The following is a 17,175-nucleotide window of genomic DNA, read 5'->3' on the forward strand; positions in this document are numbered from 1 at the left end:
TTAAAAAATCTAAATCAGAATTTTATTTCCTGATCCCTCTAAAATCACGTTTCCAAAATGTCCGTCTAGAGTCAGTTCAAAACCTGCGTACCTATCACCATATTTACATGATATTTGAGAAATTTTTCTATTCAACTCACATAATATTATACTATAATCCATCTTATGTCCTTTACTTGACACACCCAATCCCATCATATATACTTCATTACCAAACTTAAGTATATTATAATTTATACCATTTTTATAAAGTTTATAAAGTTCCTCATTTGAATCGATTTCAGGCTGAAGGTCAATAATCCCCTCCACCTTCCGTGCACCAATTTTCTCCATCCATCTATTGTTATATACAATATATAACACTTCAAGTGTTATAAATCCGGCACCTTTAGGATGTTTCCTCACATCCAAAAAATATACATCCTGATTGTCTACAATAAAAAACAACAGGATATTAGAACGATTATTTTTCATTTCCTCAATACTGTTTGCTTCTTTATCTGTTAAATGTAAGTGTTTAATACCCCATTGATTTAATAATATATCCTTGAATTCTACATCAAATGCTTTTTTACTTAAATATCCTTTTACACTTTCGCCCTTATCAAATTTTTTTTCAAATAATTTGATTAAATCACATAATTCCTTCGGAAATTCTTCATTCATTTTTTTAATCAGTTCACGAGAATAATGTACCTTTCTCGGTATATTGATTACATTTTTTCCGATAACATTCATAAGATGCAAAAAATTTGTTTCATATGTTTTTTCATCATCAATATTTTTTTCTCATAACAGGGTAAATTATTTGTCAAATAATTTGCTATTTCAACAGATATATCTCTTTTAATCATTTTCTCTACATTCATAAAAACAACTCCTCTTCTAAAAATATTGCGTATATATTTAATATTTTTATTTTATCATTTTAATCATAAAATGTCAGTTTTTTTTCACAAAGTCTAATCAAAAAAGCATAAATTTTTTTATTTGTGTGCTACATTTACAAAAACAAATTTATTTCTCTCCTTATATGTAGTATTGAAATTATTTCTATGTCAAAATAATTTATCAAGCAGATTATTTTGATGAAAGCTTGAAATGAAACAGTTTTAATACAACAATTATAAAGGAGGAATTATACAATGGCTTATAGTTCAAAAACAACAGTCTCAACAAAATACAGGGTTTCAGGTGGAAATTCTGTAATAAGCACTACTTTCTCAAGCCCATTTGAAGCTATAGGACGAGCATTCAAAGTAGGCGGAAAGGTCACTGAAACTGATTCAGGTGTTACAATATTTGAATCTAACACTACTAAATATTATCTTTTTCAGTTTACTAACTTTTACGGAAGCACTGCAAGCAGAACAGAAGCAGATAGTTGGATTAATGATTATGCAAATGCTCATGTTATTTATGGCGGGACAGGAAAGTTATACGGCAGTAACGCCAAGGTGTTAAAAGGTGGTTTATTTCGCACAGAAGCAACTAACGGTGCATATTTATATAATTTCAGCAGTAACAATTGGGGATTCCGTTCAATTAAAACAACGGTTTCTCTTTCTAAAGCTAAATTATATTTTTCGCCAAAAAATCGTGCTGATAATGCATATATATACGTTGCCGCAATCAGTGAAGATGGTTCAGAAGTTTATGAAACAGGCATTATGATGGATCAATATGCTCGTTCCAGCAAAGCCTGGAAAGCATATCACTTTGACAGCAACGGAAATATCAGTGCATCACCAATTGCTACAACTGCACGTTTATCTTCAGGTGTTTATACTGCCAATGACGATATTGTAATAAAAATGTCACTTAATACGGGAAATCCGGGATATTCTTATCGTATTGAAACTGCATCTGGTCAATTAAAAGACAGCGGTACTATAAATCTATCAAGCACAAGTAAAATACGCGCAGGCAATAAAGTCAGATTTTTAACTGCAGTATCTTTCGTGCCAGATTTAGGTTATGAAAATAATACTTATTCAATGCAGGACTTGCGTGACGGAGCATATTTAAAAAATGTAATTCTAGAAAGCTATCTTTATACAAGTACAGATCAGCAGGGAACTGCATATGGCTTTACCGCAACAAGCGACCCGCCTCAATATTCATATATATATGATACTGACTGTATAGATCATACTCGAAACGACAGTAAAGATATTATTAATATCTACTACAACAAGTCTTATACACATTAATATAAAAAGACTATGTCTGAGTTATATAAATACTCTGACATAGTCTTTTGCTTATTAACCTATTTTCTATATATAATAAGTGATCTTAAATCCAAGCAATATTTATTAGTTTCTTCACTTTTGTCATAGATATTGGCATCAACATTTTTTGAAAATAATACGGAAGTATTGTCTTTAGATATAAATAATCCGTCTTCTTCTCCAGAAACATTTAATTTTCCCCATTCGGTAATAAAATTATATTGTTTAAAAATATTATTCAAATCAATATATTCTCCATTATTTTTCAGCAAATACAAAAAGCTGTTATAACCATGTGAACTGCTTTGATTAACATATACCAAATATCCCATATCATATATCGGATAAACTTTTTTTACCAATGCCGCATAAAATTCTTGTCCTAAAGGGGTTTTCATATTATTTAGATTATTAAGCATTTGTTCTGCATTAAGAAAAGAATCTGTTGTGCTGTAAATGTTTAATATCCTTTCGACATCATCATAATTATAATTCATAAAGTATTTAGACATTCCAATCACTTTATTTGGATTATCTGTTTCTGTTACATCTGCTAATTCCTCTGCAACTGCTACAAGCCGTCCTCCTATATTTTCTGTATTTACGAAAACACCATTTACATATGCTTTAATATCTGTTTCATAAGTGTATCCAGCTATACCGCCTGCAGTGCCTCGTTCAAAATACGGGCTAAAATCATCCGCCACTTCCCCGTCTTTGTTAACAAACAATGTACGTATACTATCGTCATATTCTACTGTATATCCATAATTCTTCAGATCTTCCAAGCAAATCATCATTCTTCCGTCCAACGAATATCCTTCTATCTGTTTTCCGTCAAAATATGTTATAATATCAGTGTTATATAGTGTACTGGATATATCTCCGTTATTTGCATATACTGCTAAATTCCATATACAAAAACAAGAAATAATAATTATAAAAATTTTAGTCTTCATAGTATTTCACACTTTCTCAAATCTAATATACTTCTCTATGGTTTTGTTATTTATATTTTATGATTAATATCCAAAATGTCAAGTTTTTTTCACCAACATCATTTAAAAATACACCAAACAAAAAATCAAACGGTATAATCGTTTGATTTTTCGCAGAAATATTCCTAATATATTTAAACATTATATATAATGATATTAGCGTGAATAACGTTTTATTATTCGCATCATATAATTATTTATTGTTCTTTTTGTTTCTATTACTTCTTTTACACGTTTATGGATATGCTTTAAAATAATTTGATGAGATATACACTGAAACATATTGGGTTTAGTTATATCTCCAGATAAAATACAATCATTATTACATCCAGCATTGCAATAACTGAAAATATTACACTGTCTTCTGCACTCATTCTCTCTTATATACCTCTTATTTACTATCTGTTGATAAACCTTTTCTTTGAAAAGATTACGTATATCCTTAACCTCAGAAATATTACCCAAACAATATTCTTCCGGATATGAACGCCCGCACGGATAAACTTTTCCATCATGATATATTGATGCCATATGATACATGCAATTTCCTTTTGTACAGCTTCGCATATGGTGAGTGAAATAAGAACTAACATAACTAGCAAACGGACGAACTTCTATATTACCATCAACATCATTCATCCAGTAATCAAATAATTCACATATTTTATCTGCATATTCAGCAGGATCGGTAAGTAATAATTCACAATGATTTTTAGCCTCTCCTGAATCAAACATAGGTGAAAACTTAAATGATATATTTTTTTCATTGAAATATTTATATATGTCTATTAAATTATGAATATTATGTGCCCCAATAACGGAAATGGTTCCGTGTCTTTTATCGATTTGTTTAAGTAAATCATACGCATTAAGCGTATAATCTGTTTTTCCACGTGTCTGATCATTAAAAGGTCCGTCAAATGATAATCCTATACCAAAACCGTATTTCTTTATGAATTCTGCAGTCTCTTGTGTTATTAATGTTCCATTAGTTTGCATAGTATTTATTATGTGATGTTCCGGACCTTGTCGATATTTCTTTTGGTAATATAATACACGTTCATAAAAATCTAGTCCCATAATCAGAGGTTCTCCTCCGTGCCAATTATATTCAACTCTCTTAAAAAACGGAGCTGTAACAGCTATAGCTTTTTCTAATACTTGATCCGTCATTTTTTCTTTGTCATATCCATTATCTGCATGATAACAATATTTACAACGTAAATTGCATTGATTCGTTGGTTTCATAATAACTGTAATATTATCACTTGTCATTTTTATCACCTTTCTCTTTAAAACTATATATTAAAGAGTATTTTTCAAATAAAAATGTAAAGTTTATTAGCGATATTTAAAACACGCATAAATATTTTCGTTCTAACAGTTCTAACATTTTGAATTTTTTATTTTTTTATACATTCTGCTAAATTTCATCGTCCCTGTACCTATTTTCATAGAATTTGCTATTGATATTTCTTTTATACTATATCCTTCTATAAAATGTTGTCTAAGCATTTTTATTTCATTACTTGTTAAAATATTTTTCAAGTCATCAAAAGCAAATTGTTCCTCATATGCTACAGCTTCATATGTATCTAATTCACATTCTGGTATAGGTGTTTCGCATATATTCATTTTTTTCTTCATTGTTGTCATTATTTTATTCCTTGCGGTTTTATAAAGCCAATTTTGAGGTGATGGGTGTGTTTTTATCTCATATAACTTTTCCCATGCTGTACAAAATGTTTCTTGTACTATATCTTCCGAAAACCTTACACCAGTTATAAAAAGAATATATTTATATATTTTTTGATAGTATTGATTATATAAGCGGTTAAAAAATCCAACATCATCTTTTTTTGTATTTTCATTTATCATTCTATTTTCTCGTCACCCCAGTTGTATTTATTTAATAATTCTATAGTATCTAAAACATACAAAAGTTGCATTTTATTTAAGCATTTCACCTTTTCAATAATTTGATTTTCATATTTCCGACATTCCTGATAATTTTTCTTTTTTTTAATATGAGTTCCGACTAAATAGTCTAAACTAACTCCTAATTCATTAGCTATATCTATAATCGCACTAAGTGACGGTGTATCGACATTTCTTTCAATTAACCCAATATAATTAGTACTTAAATGTACTTTTTCTCCCAAATTTTCTTGTGTAAGGCCACGCATAATTCGAACTTCTTTCATATTTTTGCCTATTTTAATTTTTTTCATTTGAATTCCTCCAATATAAGCATATCCAACAGTAATTATAATAATGACTATCTCTTATTACAACAAACTATATAATTCTTAAACCAAGGAAATACTGTGTTTTAATATGATGTTGTTTTTTATACCAATTAGGAAATATATTATTATAGAGAAAACTAAATATTAAAAATAGGAGTATAGTAATGAATATAGTAATATGTGAAGATAGCATCTCTGACAGACATAAACTTGAAAAAGCAATAACAAAGGTCTTAATAAAAAATAATTTAAACAGTGAAATTATACTTTCTACAAATAATTCAGCAGACGTATTAAACTATGCAAATAAAAATAATCAAATTACATTGTATTTTTTAGATATTAATCTGCATGAAAAATTTATAAGTGGTATTGATATTGCTAATGTTATACGTGAAACAGATGAAATAAGTCCCATCGTACTTATAACTAATTACTCAGATAAATTAAGCCTAACTTTTGAGTATAAACTAAAAATTTTTGATTATATCTCAAAATATGATATTTCAAATTACGAAAAAAGAATTACAGACTGTATACTAATTACAGAACAACGTCAACGCAATGGGTATATCAACTGTTTAAATATTCAAAACTACAGTACCAATTTTTCTATAGAGTATAAAAACATTTATTTTATTGATACTGTTTCTGGACACCATAAACTAAAAATTCATACTGATTCATATGTAGTTGAATTTTACGGTAAATTAAAAGATATTTTATATAGATTAAACACAGATTTCTTTCAATGTCACAAATCTATAATTATTAATAGAACGAAAATTATCGGTGTCGATAAAAGAGAAAAATCAATTATATTATCAAATGGATATAAATGTCCGTATTCTTTAAAATTTTTTCATCCTAATACATTAATTGACAAAAATACGTCTATATGTTATAATAATCTAAATAAAATTTAATTATTATATAGGAGAATAATATGAATATTGTAATATGTGAAGATGATATACAATTTTGTAATTACATAAAATCTATACTTGAAAAATATATAGTTAATAATCACTTTAATTCTAAAATTGTTTTGACGACATCTAATCCAGACAATGTTATAAATTATATCCACAATAATTCTGAAATAACAATTTATTATCTTGATATAAAACTTCAAAATAATAAAAGCGGCTTCGATATTGCATCAATTATACGCGAAAATGATTATATGAGCCCTATAATATTCATTACTAATTATGAAGAAATGATGTCACTTACATATGAATATAAATTAGAGGCTCTTGATTTTATCATAAAAAACAATTTGGCATCATTAAGACAACGAATTTGTGAGAACTTAAAGTATATAGAAACAAGACAACAAAAAGGTTATATGAAGTGCTTAAATATAAAAAATAAACAGAAAAATTTTTCTGTCCCGTTCGATAAAATATGCTACATAGAATCAATAAAAAGCACTCATAAATTGATTTTATATTATGATAATGGCATGATTACTTTCTATGCATTACTGAAAGATATTGAAAAGGAACTTGACAGCCGATTTATTCGCTGTCACAAATCTATTATAGTAAACAAAAACAAAATAGTCAATATTGACAAAAAGAAACATACCATTGAATTATCGCACAATTATCATTGTATTTATTCACCAAGATGTAAGGAGATTATAAAATGAATTTATCACAGATTACTATACTTCTATCTAACACAATTTCTTTTTCACTTGGTTTTACCTGCATCGCTTACGTTTTAACTCTTTCATTAACAACGAAAAAAATCTCATTTGGCAAATTATTTTCTTGTTTGGGAATTACCTACTTAATTATATCTCTTACATTTATATTTGCGGGTATACCAGGCTTAATATTTACCTTATTTTTATATTTAACTCATGCCAAAATACCATTGATTAAAAATATATTTATTTGTGTACTTACTTTTTTAATGGTTCTTGTACTTACATTTATCACCAACATGGTATTTTATGCAATGAAATTTTCACCTGATCAAATTGAACATTTAAGAGAAATGGTATCTTATAATATCTTTTTTTCTATAGAATGGATTATTTCGTCATTAATCATTTCTTGTGTTATATATTTTTTAAGTTATAAAATTACCCGTCATCATAAAAAAATGAATTTTATTAACCATGTTAAACCAGATAAAACAATATATTTAATATTTATAAATGTGCTATTTTTAGTCATAATTATCGCCGGAGTTGAATTTGCCATAGCTACAGTAGATACAAGCATTACTAAATATATATTGATATTTGGTAATATCCTAACTTTGACATCTATTGTTTTTTCAACAATTTCCATTTGGTTAGAACTAAAAATTATTTCTAATAAATCAAAAGAAATTGAATTAGAAAAAAAACAGGAAATAACCTCTACATACAGACGTGAGATACAAAATATGTATAATGAAATAATAGATTTTAAACATGATTATATAAAAATATATTCATCAATGAGCACATTGATAGCATCTGACAATTTAAAAATGATAAAGGATTTTTTTTATAAAGAAATACTGCCATTTCATAATAGTATTTTAAAAGATGTAACATTTACACACTCTATAACATTAATTGAAGACAGCATAATACAAGGCATTATATATAGTTATGTACTGAAAGCAAAAAACAATTCCATTAATTTTAATATAGATATTCAGGAAAACATTAATATTGTATCTGAAATATCATCTTTAGATATGTCTCGAATTTTAGGAATACTGTTAGACAATGCATTTGAAGAAGCTGTCAAAACCGAATCAAAAAATGTCATATTGAGTATAATTCCTTTAAAAACGCAAATAATATATGTCATAAAAAATTCATGCAATACTGTACCTGATATTTCCAAAATTTTCTTAAATAATTATTCAACCAAAGGAGAGAATCACGGAAGAGGATTATCTATTGTTCAAAATATTTGTAACAATTATAGTAATGTATTCTTTAATGTTAAGATTCAGGATAATTTCTTTTTATCCGAACTTATAATAAATACAGTAGATTAATATTTGTCTTTTAGTTCATCAGGCATATCTTCTTCATATCCCCAAATTCCTAAGCATAAGTTTGGAGAAGCATTTGCTATAAATATACATACAGCTACAACTGTACCGCATAATGGTATTAATAACTTATTGATAATATTATTCATTTTCTTCATATCTAAAAATCCCTTTCATTGAATTATTATTTTCATTATAGGCAATATCATCACTGCTTCTAATGATATTCCTATAATGATTATATTTCTATATACATTTTCACCTATACAGAATGCAACAATAAATAAACAGGTTGCTGTAATTACAGTAATCTTTTTAAAAAATTTCTTCCGTGAATTGCCTATTGGACGTTTCATCGTTTCAATCGGAGCGTAACGCAAAAAAATAATTAAGCAAATTAAGTAAACCACCATTCCCGCAATTATATTAATGGGTTTCAACATAATTGCCATATAGACAGAACTAATAAATCCAATAATACCAATAACAGTGCACTTAATTGTATTATTTGAATGATAACCAAATCCACTTAATCTAACACATGTAAACACGCTTAATAATAATAATGTTTCTTTTACTATTCCTAATATTACTGATAAAATAATCAAAACAGCTGTTTTGCTAATATTAATATAAATAATATCAATGCCATATTTCATCTTTTGATAATTCTTTTTATCAACATTACAATAACTGCATATTTTGTCACTAATCCATTTGCTAATAGACATTTCTTTTTTCTCCTGAATGGTTTTGTCTAGAGTCATCATTATTGATTTTCTGTCCTTTATTAATCTTTTATCAGCTGACTATACAAAAATATTCAATAATCGTGAATCCAATTAATATATTACACCTTTTATGTTAATTATCGTGTATTTTTTCCCAAAAGCACCTCAAAACGACTTTAACTACAAAAAAAAACTATTGTTCTAACATTTTTCTTAGATTTTTCAGAGCCTTATTCTTATTGTTATAAACAGCCTGACGAGATATATTTAATTTGTTCATTATTTCTTTATCTTTAAACATAAAAAAAAATTTATATATAATAACCCATTTTTGATTATAATTTAATTTTCTAATTGCAAAAATTAAATCCAGATCCTTTTTCTCAAAATCTTCTGATAGATTTTCTATGTTCTTTATTATATCTGGATCATATATACATTCATTTTCACGTAAACGTATTCTTTGTTTTAAAAATTTTACATATGAATGTCTGATAGATGTTGATATATATGTAACCGCCTGTCCATCATGCTGAAAAAAAGGCATATTATATATTAATTCTATCATATCAACTATCAAATCATTTTCTGCATCTTCATAATTTAGGGCATATGCCTGTTTTTTTATTAACGGTCTAAATTTATTTATAATTTCCATTAAGCTATCTTTATTTTTATCTTTTGCTGATACTATTAAATCACATAAAATACCCATATTATTTCTCCTCCATATAAATAAAAGAGAAAAAATATGGGTATAATGTAAACTTATCTCAAAAAATGTCGTAATAGCATATATTTTCATTATAACAACAAATTTTTTTATAAATAAAAAATTTCCCAAAAAACATCTATATGAACACAAAAATATAAAAAATAATTTTTTAGTAATAGAACAAAAAAGAATTGACATTTATAAGAATAATTTTTATAGCGGAAATATATTTATAAAAAATATATTTCCACTTTGTTAAGAAGAATTCATTCGTTTAATCTTTTTGGAGAACCGTTTTAAGCTAGTATTCCATAGGCTCCTTGATCAAAAAAGCTGTATACTGATTATATATCAGTATACAGCTTTTTTCTCTCAACAATTTACTGTTTGTATTGGATAGCTTCCATCGCTAGGGGATGTGTAGTATATAATTTCTTCATTCTCTGAGTCGTAACAGTATATATACCCCTCTGTATCTGTAATAAATGCATAGCTTTTGTTTTCGTCTGGCATGGTATTTTACCTCCTTTTGACAACTAGTCCACATTATTTATAACTCCATACAGTGTTACAGAACAATTTTCTATAACAATAAATCAATTTCACCTCCTTCTTCACATTCTGCATTACATCACAACCATCACTCCTTTCATTTTATTAAGAGCAATAAAAAAGTCGTTATGGCTTATAAATATAACAGCCATCTCGACTTTACAAACAAATCAATATATAAAATTCTATTATACATTATATCATATGCCAAAATACAAGTTCAAGATATAATTTTGTATAAACTTTATTCATCCGTAGGACACATACAATAGAAAAAATAAGTGTATATTGTTTGAAATTTAATCAAATCTAGGTTAAATTTAAGTCAAAAAAAACACTGCATTGATTTAGCAACCAATCCAGTGGGTATTTCAAATTCATTATTTAATTGTTGTATTAAAATATGATGTAATTATTGACTGCATTAACTCAATTGCCTCTTTACGTCGACCTTTGAAAGTTGAGAAACTAAATGTTCTTTCATTTGCATCCTCCAAATTCTTATTGAATATTTTATATATCTTTTCTACGGTAATATCCGCTACATCATACTCACGAAAATAAATCGCATTAATTATATCGTATAGCTGTTTTCCTTTCTTGGGATAAGCTTCTAGTCTTTCCAATGCAATATCAATTATTTTCTTTATTTCGGTCAAGTAATAAAGTTCCTGCTCACAATCATAGAATTTTTTTATATCACTATTTTGGAAAAATATATTTTTTAAAAATTCTATTGATTCTTTTCTGATGCCCATTTGTTTGAGCTCTTTATTTAAGCTACTTTGCTGGTTATTTATGCGCCAGCATATATATGGATATTCTTTTAAAACTCTTTCTATTTGAATCGTATACTTTTTGGATTGCGCCATTATTTTTCACCTCCGTGCTTCCTTTGAGGTGTAAGATAGCAGAATCAGTTATACATTGTTGGGAGGTATATTGGCAAATATACTATAAGCTGTAATTATTGTTTATAACCTCCAAGTATTGACATCTCACACCTATTTACCTTTTACTGCAAATAGGTACAGTGGTTTGTCACCGTTATATACCATATTATTTATATGATAATTCAAGATATCTAATTTCGAATTGACTCCTAGATATAAAATTCCACAATTAAATGTAATTCTGTTCATTATAAAATCACCGTTCCTACTCTTGTTATTCTTGTGATATATTTTTTGGATTCGTACACCTATATACTGTGCTGTCAAGCGACTTGTTAATTTTAAAATTAATGTTACTAAGGGAATTATTTCTCAGTTCAGCAATCAGCTCATCAACTTGACGCAATGACAAATTTTCATCTTTCCGTAAAGTATTAACTATGAAACTATCTTCGATTGCATAGTATCTTTTGGAATAAAATGCCTTTTTAAGTCTGTCTGTAATCCGATCAGCCATTTCACATTTACCAAAAACCCCCTCAACTGACGTACTTAACATCTCAGGACTGATGTCAATATATTTGGTATTAAGTTTGAGATGGGCTTTAATAAACTTCATATGTGCTTCATCTACATCATAACCTGTAATTATAAATCTGTTCAAAACGGGCGCTCTTTTTAAGTCACCGGCAGAAATCGAAAGCATAGCCCCAACAGCACATTGGAATGTTTCACAATTCATTGGCTCATCATAGAAAGTTAAAGACACCTGTTCTCCAAAATCAGAATTTAAGACTATAAACACGTTGGGTGACATTTCCGATATCTGAAGATCTCCATAATATAACTTTTCTCCGCCTTCACTAGTTGCGATTTTCATAGTGACTGCTTCTTCTTTAGCGAAGTTTATTTCCAATGTAGCAACTGTCACCGTTCCCGATTCACAGTTGACTGTTCCATAAAAATACAAGTTATATTTACCGGCATATTTTCTATAACTTTTACTGTAAATTCTTTGATTAATACCCTTTTTTAACCCTTTATTGTTTTCACCCAACAAAAAGTCAGTAGTCACTCCCAAGCTTCGACTTAGTGCTATCAAGAAATTTGCATTTGGTGTCCTATCTGAAATGTAAAGTTTCAAATTACTCTTAGTTATGGAATATTTTACATTTTGGTTCAGTACATCACATAAAGTATCAAAATCTATTCCACGTTGAGCCATTGCATGTTGCACTCGGTCAATTAATATACTCTGTTTGAAAAATTCTTTATTTTCTTCCTTCATTGCAAATCACCTTCTTCGTTTCAGAATGTAACAATATCGTAACACACTTTTAATAAAAACAAAAGTGTAGAATCTCATAAATTTTGTGTGATTTTTTTGTATAAAACTGCCAAACAAATGCTTTTTGCAAAAAAAAACGTTCATATACATATATATCTTGTGTGATTCATAATGTTCTAATTAGATATTTTCATTCATTCTTGAAACAGTAAAAATAAATAAACACATATAGACTTAATATGTATTTTTCGACGATAATAGCATGTTTGTAAAGTATTTACAATAAATATTTAAAAACACATCAAAAATCACACATAATACAGCATATTTTTCCCTAACACAAAAAAGTCATACGCTTGACAATTTTAAGTAATAGAAAAAGATAAAAACGCAAATGGGTATGCCTCTCGAACAGTTGCTTAGTAACCAATATCTTAGTTGCTGTGCTTTTCAGCAAAAATTATCACTAATATAATAGCTTCCACTATTACTTTGAATGTTACTTGAAATGATTTTTCCTACATATGGTGATATCCTTACTTTTCATAAGCACCTTACTTTTCATAAGCACCTCACCTTTCATATACTCAGCATTCTACCTGTGAATATCAAGTTGCTCAAAGTAAAATACCGTTAAGAAATCTTACATATATTATGAAATCTGCCCTTCGATAAAATAATTTTCCGCTTTTTCTATATAGCACACATTCAAAACACATTATATAATACAGAATATGACAGCCATTTGTCCATCATTTCAAAAGAGATGTTTAATGCTGTACAGTAAGAAAAAGTCAGACGGAGCAATATTGTTACAGACGAATCCGGCACGCACGGAAAAAATACTCGGTATAGTTCAAAACAATTATTGTAATCACTTCATGATATTCTTACAAGATGTATATGTTTGTAAAACTTTCTATTATCTAATATAAAGCCTTTTCTTATAACCTGCATTACTCATCCTCATTCACATCAAATTCGTCCATAATCAACTGCTCAATATAGTTTTCAAACTTTGTTCTTACAATCAAATATCTGTTTCCCATGTAGAAAGCGAATCTTCCTTCATTGTTTTCTGCCATCCGTCTGAGTTTTTTTACTCCGATATTGAAATAAGCAGAAGCCTCATATATTGTCAACATATATTTTTCGCTTATTGGAATGTTATTTTTAATGCTACTGATATCTTTTTGATTAGCCATATTACTGCCTCCTATTTCATGTACAATAACCTTTTTGTTATTACATATATAACTCAAAACTCAGAAAATAGCAACTAATATCGGCAAAGAAAAAGCATTTATATCGTAGAAGTTTGGTTAAAATGATTCTCGAATTTTGTGCGATTTATGAAGTGGCAATTACCGCCGCAATGTCAGAACATTATAATACGAGTTCAACATTATTAGACATTTTATTTTTCATGTGTAAATCGACCAGCTTTATATACCTCTACACACAAAAGAAGATTTGTAATAACTAAAGCTGTTCCATTAATACCTTTATTTCTACTAATGCGTTCAATTTACGATTTAAAAATCCCTATAAAATAACCAAAAACAAGTATAAAATTAATTTATATGATTGACTTTTCATTTCTGGTTTTGTTCTCTCCAATATATCTCTTCATTTCATCAGCTTAGTTGTATGTATTGCATTTGGTTGTAAATTATGTATTTAGCAAACATACAGTTGCATTCGTTTACTATACTCTCCCCTACATTCAGTGTCACTTATTATATACCCTCACAAAATTGTCACACTTTTAATTTGTCGATAATACGAAATATCTTGTAAAAAATCATTAAATAATGTATAATAATATTATTGAATATTACAGATTAGAACGGTATGAATACGGCGATCGAATTGAACACCCTGGCCGTTTCAAATTGAACACCTTCGTCGCTTAAAACTGAACAGTAGCGACGGAATAACCGTACATTAACATTCCTTAATATGAATGGTATCATTAAATTGCTTTTAACCATTTCAGAGGATAAGGCAACACTGAGGAGCGACCTGAGCGCCGCATATGGGGTTTAGCAAGGAGAGTGATACTTTGGGTATGTCACTCTTTTCTTTTTGCTGGTACATAACCACCCTCCTTGGAAAACCTTAAAGCGTTAAAACTTGGGTTTGGTCAAAGCCCGATGCACTGAAGGTGTCTTAAATATCTGTTACACCTTTACGCTTTCGCATTGATTCCTTGCACTCAATTAAAATTGAATATGAGTTATGTACAATTCTGTCACATATCGCATCAGCAAGTATGGGATCACCGATTTTTTCGCGCCAACCCGGAATATCGAATTGAGAGCAGAAAATGGTTGAAGCTTTCTTGTATCTTGCTTCCGCAATCTCCAGCAGGTCTCTTGCCTCTGTTTCTTTCAGCGGATAAAGAAGCCATTCGTCCAGAATCAATAGAGCCGGCTTTTTGTATTGTTGAACAACTTTTCTGTATGTACCATTTCCGCGTGCAATTGCAAGTTCTGTAAGTAATTCAGGTAAACGTATATATTTTACCGGAAGAAAATTGCGAACAGCTGACATACCAAGAGCACAAGCAATATATGTTTTACCACTGCCGGTTGCTCCAAGCAGTAAAAGATTGTGATGTTCGATAATGAAATCACAAGTTGAAAGCCTTGCAATCTGAGTTTTGTCAAGATTGCGGTCTGCATGATATTCGATATCTTCAACGCAAGCCCCCGCATCCGAAAATTTTGCCTGTTTGATTAAACGTTTCAAATGGTTGTTCTTTCGTGAAGTCCATTCTTGGTCAACTATTAATCCAAAACGATCTTCAAATGGTAAACTTGTAATATTAGTATCTGTAAGCTGCTCCCTAAATGCTTTTGCCATTGTTGCCATCTTCATTTCCTGTAATTTGCTTATGGTATTTTCAATTAACATCATCCATCTCTCCTTCCATAATACTCAGCACCTCGAGTGAATCCATACTGTGATGTTGATGGTTTTTCCGGCTTTTCAGGTTCAATTCTGTCTTGACCTGAGGACAGTATTGCCTGTATGTTTTTGAGAGATGGTCTTGGTGTAAAAGTCAATGCCTTAAAGCAAGCATTTTCCAAACGCTCGGCGGAATATTTGTCTGCCAACTTCAAAATACCCATACAAGCCTTGTAGCCCTGTTGTTCAACCTTGTAGCCACTTAATATGGCAGAAACAACAGTTTCAGTGCTTTTGCCGATTTTTGATGCCCACCTTCTGAAACGCTCACCGTTCCATTGAACATATTGCAGGTGGTTTGGCGGCATATGTGCTTCAAGAGTGCTGTATTGATTGGAATGCCCATAAAGCCTTGGATGAGAAGATATGCGATTACCGCTATAAAATACTTCTACTGTTGATTTTGTAATGCGAACATCAACCTTTTGCTTGATATATTCATATGGCACAGAGTAATTTTGTTTGTAAACGGATATATGATAGTTAGGCGCAACCGTTGCAATTTTCCATTCCGAAAGTTCAAATGGTTTTGGCGGCAACGGAAGCAGGAAAGCTTTTTCTTCTTCAAAAGCATCGGCACGACTTCCGTCACGCTTTTGAAAATCCTTGTGGTTGAATTTGTATAAGCGTTCGAAAATTGCCTCGTTCAATTCCTTAAGGGACAAAAAACGACGATTACGCAATGCTGCCAGTATGAAATTAGAGATAACACCTACGGAGCCTTCGACCATCGCTTTATCCTTTGGAGAACGAACTCTACACGGGAGAATTGCTGTTCCATAATGTTCCGCCATTTCATTGTATGCCTTGTTTAATGTGATCTCACTTCTTCCGTGTTTGATAACGCCTGTTTTAAGATTGTCACACTGTAATATTTTCGTTATGCCACCAAAATATTTGAAAGCGTTTACATGGGCAGAAATCCAGCACTCCTGATTCATAGAGAAAAAGGCTTCTACATAAACATATCCGCTGTAAGGTAATGAGGAAACAAAAATATACGCCGGAATCACTTCGCCTGTATCGGTGTCAATAACCTCTGCCGTTTGTCCTGCCCAGTCAACCTGCAATATTTCGCCCGGTTTATGCTTCAGATGCATTGTTGCATTGGTTTTTACAGCATAATCACGGTAATGCTTTTTGAACTGTGTCAGTTGATAGGGAACCTCGTTTGATGCACTGCATTGCTCACAATACTCTAACCATAACAGATTAAGTGTTGTACCCGAACGTTGAAGCTCTTTATGGACATATTCATAATCTGGCATTTTGTATCCGGGGCGAGATTTGTTGCTTGGGAACAACAATTCAGCCAGTTTCCTGTCCGTAAGCTCCGGCGGAAGAGGATAACAAACTCCTTTTTCTTCGGCGATATTCAGAACTTGAATTACTGTAGTTCTGGAACAGCCTATACTTTGAGCAATTTGAGATTTGTTTAATCCTAAGCTGCTCAGTCTCAGAATTTCACGGTAATTGGTCATAATGTTGACCTCCTTAATATTTATTCGTGCATAAGCACGTGCAAACATT

The 17,175-nt window shown here is 29.8% G+C and carries 17 protein-coding genes; 4 read left to right on the forward strand and 13 right to left on the reverse strand.

Annotated elements, in window-relative coordinates:
• Window positions 1-9: 9 nt before the first annotated feature.
• The gene (locus ACSAMO_RS04765) at window positions 10-666 is read right to left on the reverse strand and encodes a hypothetical protein (protein WP_499209966.1); all 657 of its coding nucleotides are present in this window, start codon (window positions 664-666) and stop codon (window positions 10-12) included.
• Window positions 667-1,145: 479 nt separating this feature from the next.
• On the opposite strand from ACSAMO_RS04765, the gene ACSAMO_RS04770 reads away from it, so the two are divergent.
• Window positions 1,146-2,213, forward strand: coding sequence for a hypothetical protein (locus ACSAMO_RS04770; RefSeq protein WP_147513803.1), 1,068 nt, complete (start codon window positions 1,146-1,148; stop codon window positions 2,211-2,213).
• A 59-nt stretch (window positions 2,214-2,272) separates the two neighbouring features.
• On the opposite strand, the gene ACSAMO_RS04775 is transcribed toward ACSAMO_RS04770, so the two are convergent.
• The 4 genes from ACSAMO_RS04775 to ACSAMO_RS04790 form a co-directional block, all read right to left on the reverse strand.
• A complete protein-coding gene (locus ACSAMO_RS04775; protein ID WP_295573151.1) occupies window positions 2,273-3,046 on the reverse strand; it encodes a hypothetical protein in 774 nt (257 codons plus the stop codon).
• 342 nt (window positions 3,047-3,388) lie between these two features.
• Window positions 3,389-4,507, reverse strand: coding sequence for a radical SAM/SPASM domain-containing protein (locus ACSAMO_RS04780; protein WP_147515210.1), 1,119 nt, complete (start codon window positions 4,505-4,507; stop codon window positions 3,389-3,391).
• Between the two features lie 111 nt (window positions 4,508-4,618).
• On the reverse strand, window positions 4,619-5,110 hold the full coding sequence (locus tag ACSAMO_RS04785; RefSeq protein ID WP_147515211.1) for an RNA polymerase sigma factor: 492 nt from the start codon (window positions 5,108-5,110) through the stop codon (window positions 4,619-4,621).
• The gene (locus ACSAMO_RS04790; protein ID WP_022229185.1) at window positions 5,107-5,463 is read right to left on the reverse strand and encodes a helix-turn-helix domain-containing protein; all 357 of its coding nucleotides are present in this window, start codon (window positions 5,461-5,463) and stop codon (window positions 5,107-5,109) included. Before ACSAMO_RS04790 ends, ACSAMO_RS04785 begins: the two co-directional genes overlap by 4 nt.
• A 182-nt stretch (window positions 5,464-5,645) precedes the next feature.
• On the opposite strand from ACSAMO_RS04790, the gene ACSAMO_RS04795 reads away from it, so the two are divergent.
• The 3 genes from ACSAMO_RS04795 to ACSAMO_RS04805 are packed head-to-tail and all read left to right on the forward strand — an operon-like array spanning window position 5,646 to window position 8,496.
• Complete coding sequence (locus tag ACSAMO_RS04795) at window positions 5,646-6,407, forward strand: LytR/AlgR family response regulator transcription factor (RefSeq protein ID WP_147515213.1); 762 nt, start codon at window positions 5,646-5,648, stop codon at window positions 6,405-6,407.
• A 20-nt stretch (window positions 6,408-6,427) separates the two neighbouring features.
• Window positions 6,428-7,138: a LytR/AlgR family response regulator transcription factor gene (locus ACSAMO_RS04800; RefSeq protein WP_022229183.1), complete on the forward strand. Its 711-nt coding sequence runs from the start codon at window positions 6,428-6,430 to the stop codon at window positions 7,136-7,138.
• The gene (locus ACSAMO_RS04805) at window positions 7,135-8,496 is read left to right on the forward strand and encodes a GHKL domain-containing protein (protein ID WP_499209967.1); all 1,362 of its coding nucleotides are present in this window, start codon (window positions 7,135-7,137) and stop codon (window positions 8,494-8,496) included. Before ACSAMO_RS04800 ends, ACSAMO_RS04805 begins: the two co-directional genes overlap by 4 nt.
• On the opposite strand, the gene ACSAMO_RS04810 is transcribed toward ACSAMO_RS04805, so the two are convergent.
• From ACSAMO_RS04810 to istA, 8 genes are all read right to left on the reverse strand, one after another.
• Window positions 8,493-8,651 (reverse strand): hypothetical protein, encoded by a 159-nt coding sequence (locus ACSAMO_RS04810; protein WP_499209968.1) that lies wholly within the window; start codon window positions 8,649-8,651, stop codon window positions 8,493-8,495. The genes ACSAMO_RS04805 and ACSAMO_RS04810 overlap by 4 nt on opposite strands.
• Before the next feature lie 15 nt (window positions 8,652-8,666).
• Window positions 8,667-9,224, reverse strand: coding sequence for an accessory gene regulator B family protein (locus ACSAMO_RS04815; RefSeq protein ID WP_412956990.1), 558 nt, complete (start codon window positions 9,222-9,224; stop codon window positions 8,667-8,669).
• A 193-nt stretch (window positions 9,225-9,417) separates the two neighbouring features.
• The gene (locus tag ACSAMO_RS04820; protein WP_022229179.1) at window positions 9,418-9,939 is read right to left on the reverse strand and encodes an RNA polymerase sigma factor; all 522 of its coding nucleotides are present in this window, start codon (window positions 9,937-9,939) and stop codon (window positions 9,418-9,420) included.
• A 932-nt stretch (window positions 9,940-10,871) separates the two neighbouring features.
• The gene (locus tag ACSAMO_RS04825) at window positions 10,872-11,363 is read right to left on the reverse strand and encodes a hypothetical protein (protein ID WP_499209969.1); all 492 of its coding nucleotides are present in this window, start codon (window positions 11,361-11,363) and stop codon (window positions 10,872-10,874) included.
• Window positions 11,364-11,658: 295 nt separating this feature from the next.
• Complete coding sequence (locus ACSAMO_RS04830; RefSeq protein ID WP_499209970.1) at window positions 11,659-12,672, reverse strand: hypothetical protein; 1,014 nt, start codon at window positions 12,670-12,672, stop codon at window positions 11,659-11,661.
• Window positions 12,673-13,628: 956 nt separating this feature from the next.
• A complete protein-coding gene (locus ACSAMO_RS04835) occupies window positions 13,629-13,877 on the reverse strand; it encodes an excisionase (protein ID WP_308457169.1) in 249 nt (82 codons plus the stop codon).
• A gap of 967 nt (window positions 13,878-14,844) precedes the next feature.
• On the reverse strand, window positions 14,845-15,591 hold the full coding sequence (istB, locus tag ACSAMO_RS04840; RefSeq protein ID WP_499210087.1) for an IS21-like element helper ATPase IstB: 747 nt from the start codon (window positions 15,589-15,591) through the stop codon (window positions 14,845-14,847).
• Complete coding sequence (istA, locus tag ACSAMO_RS04845) at window positions 15,591-17,126, reverse strand: IS21 family transposase (RefSeq protein WP_499209971.1); 1,536 nt, start codon at window positions 17,124-17,126, stop codon at window positions 15,591-15,593. The genes istB and istA overlap by 1 nt, the downstream gene beginning before the upstream one ends.
• Window positions 17,127-17,175: the final 49 nt, after the last annotated feature.

Source organism: Ructibacterium sp. SJQ-7 (assembly GCF_054696575.1).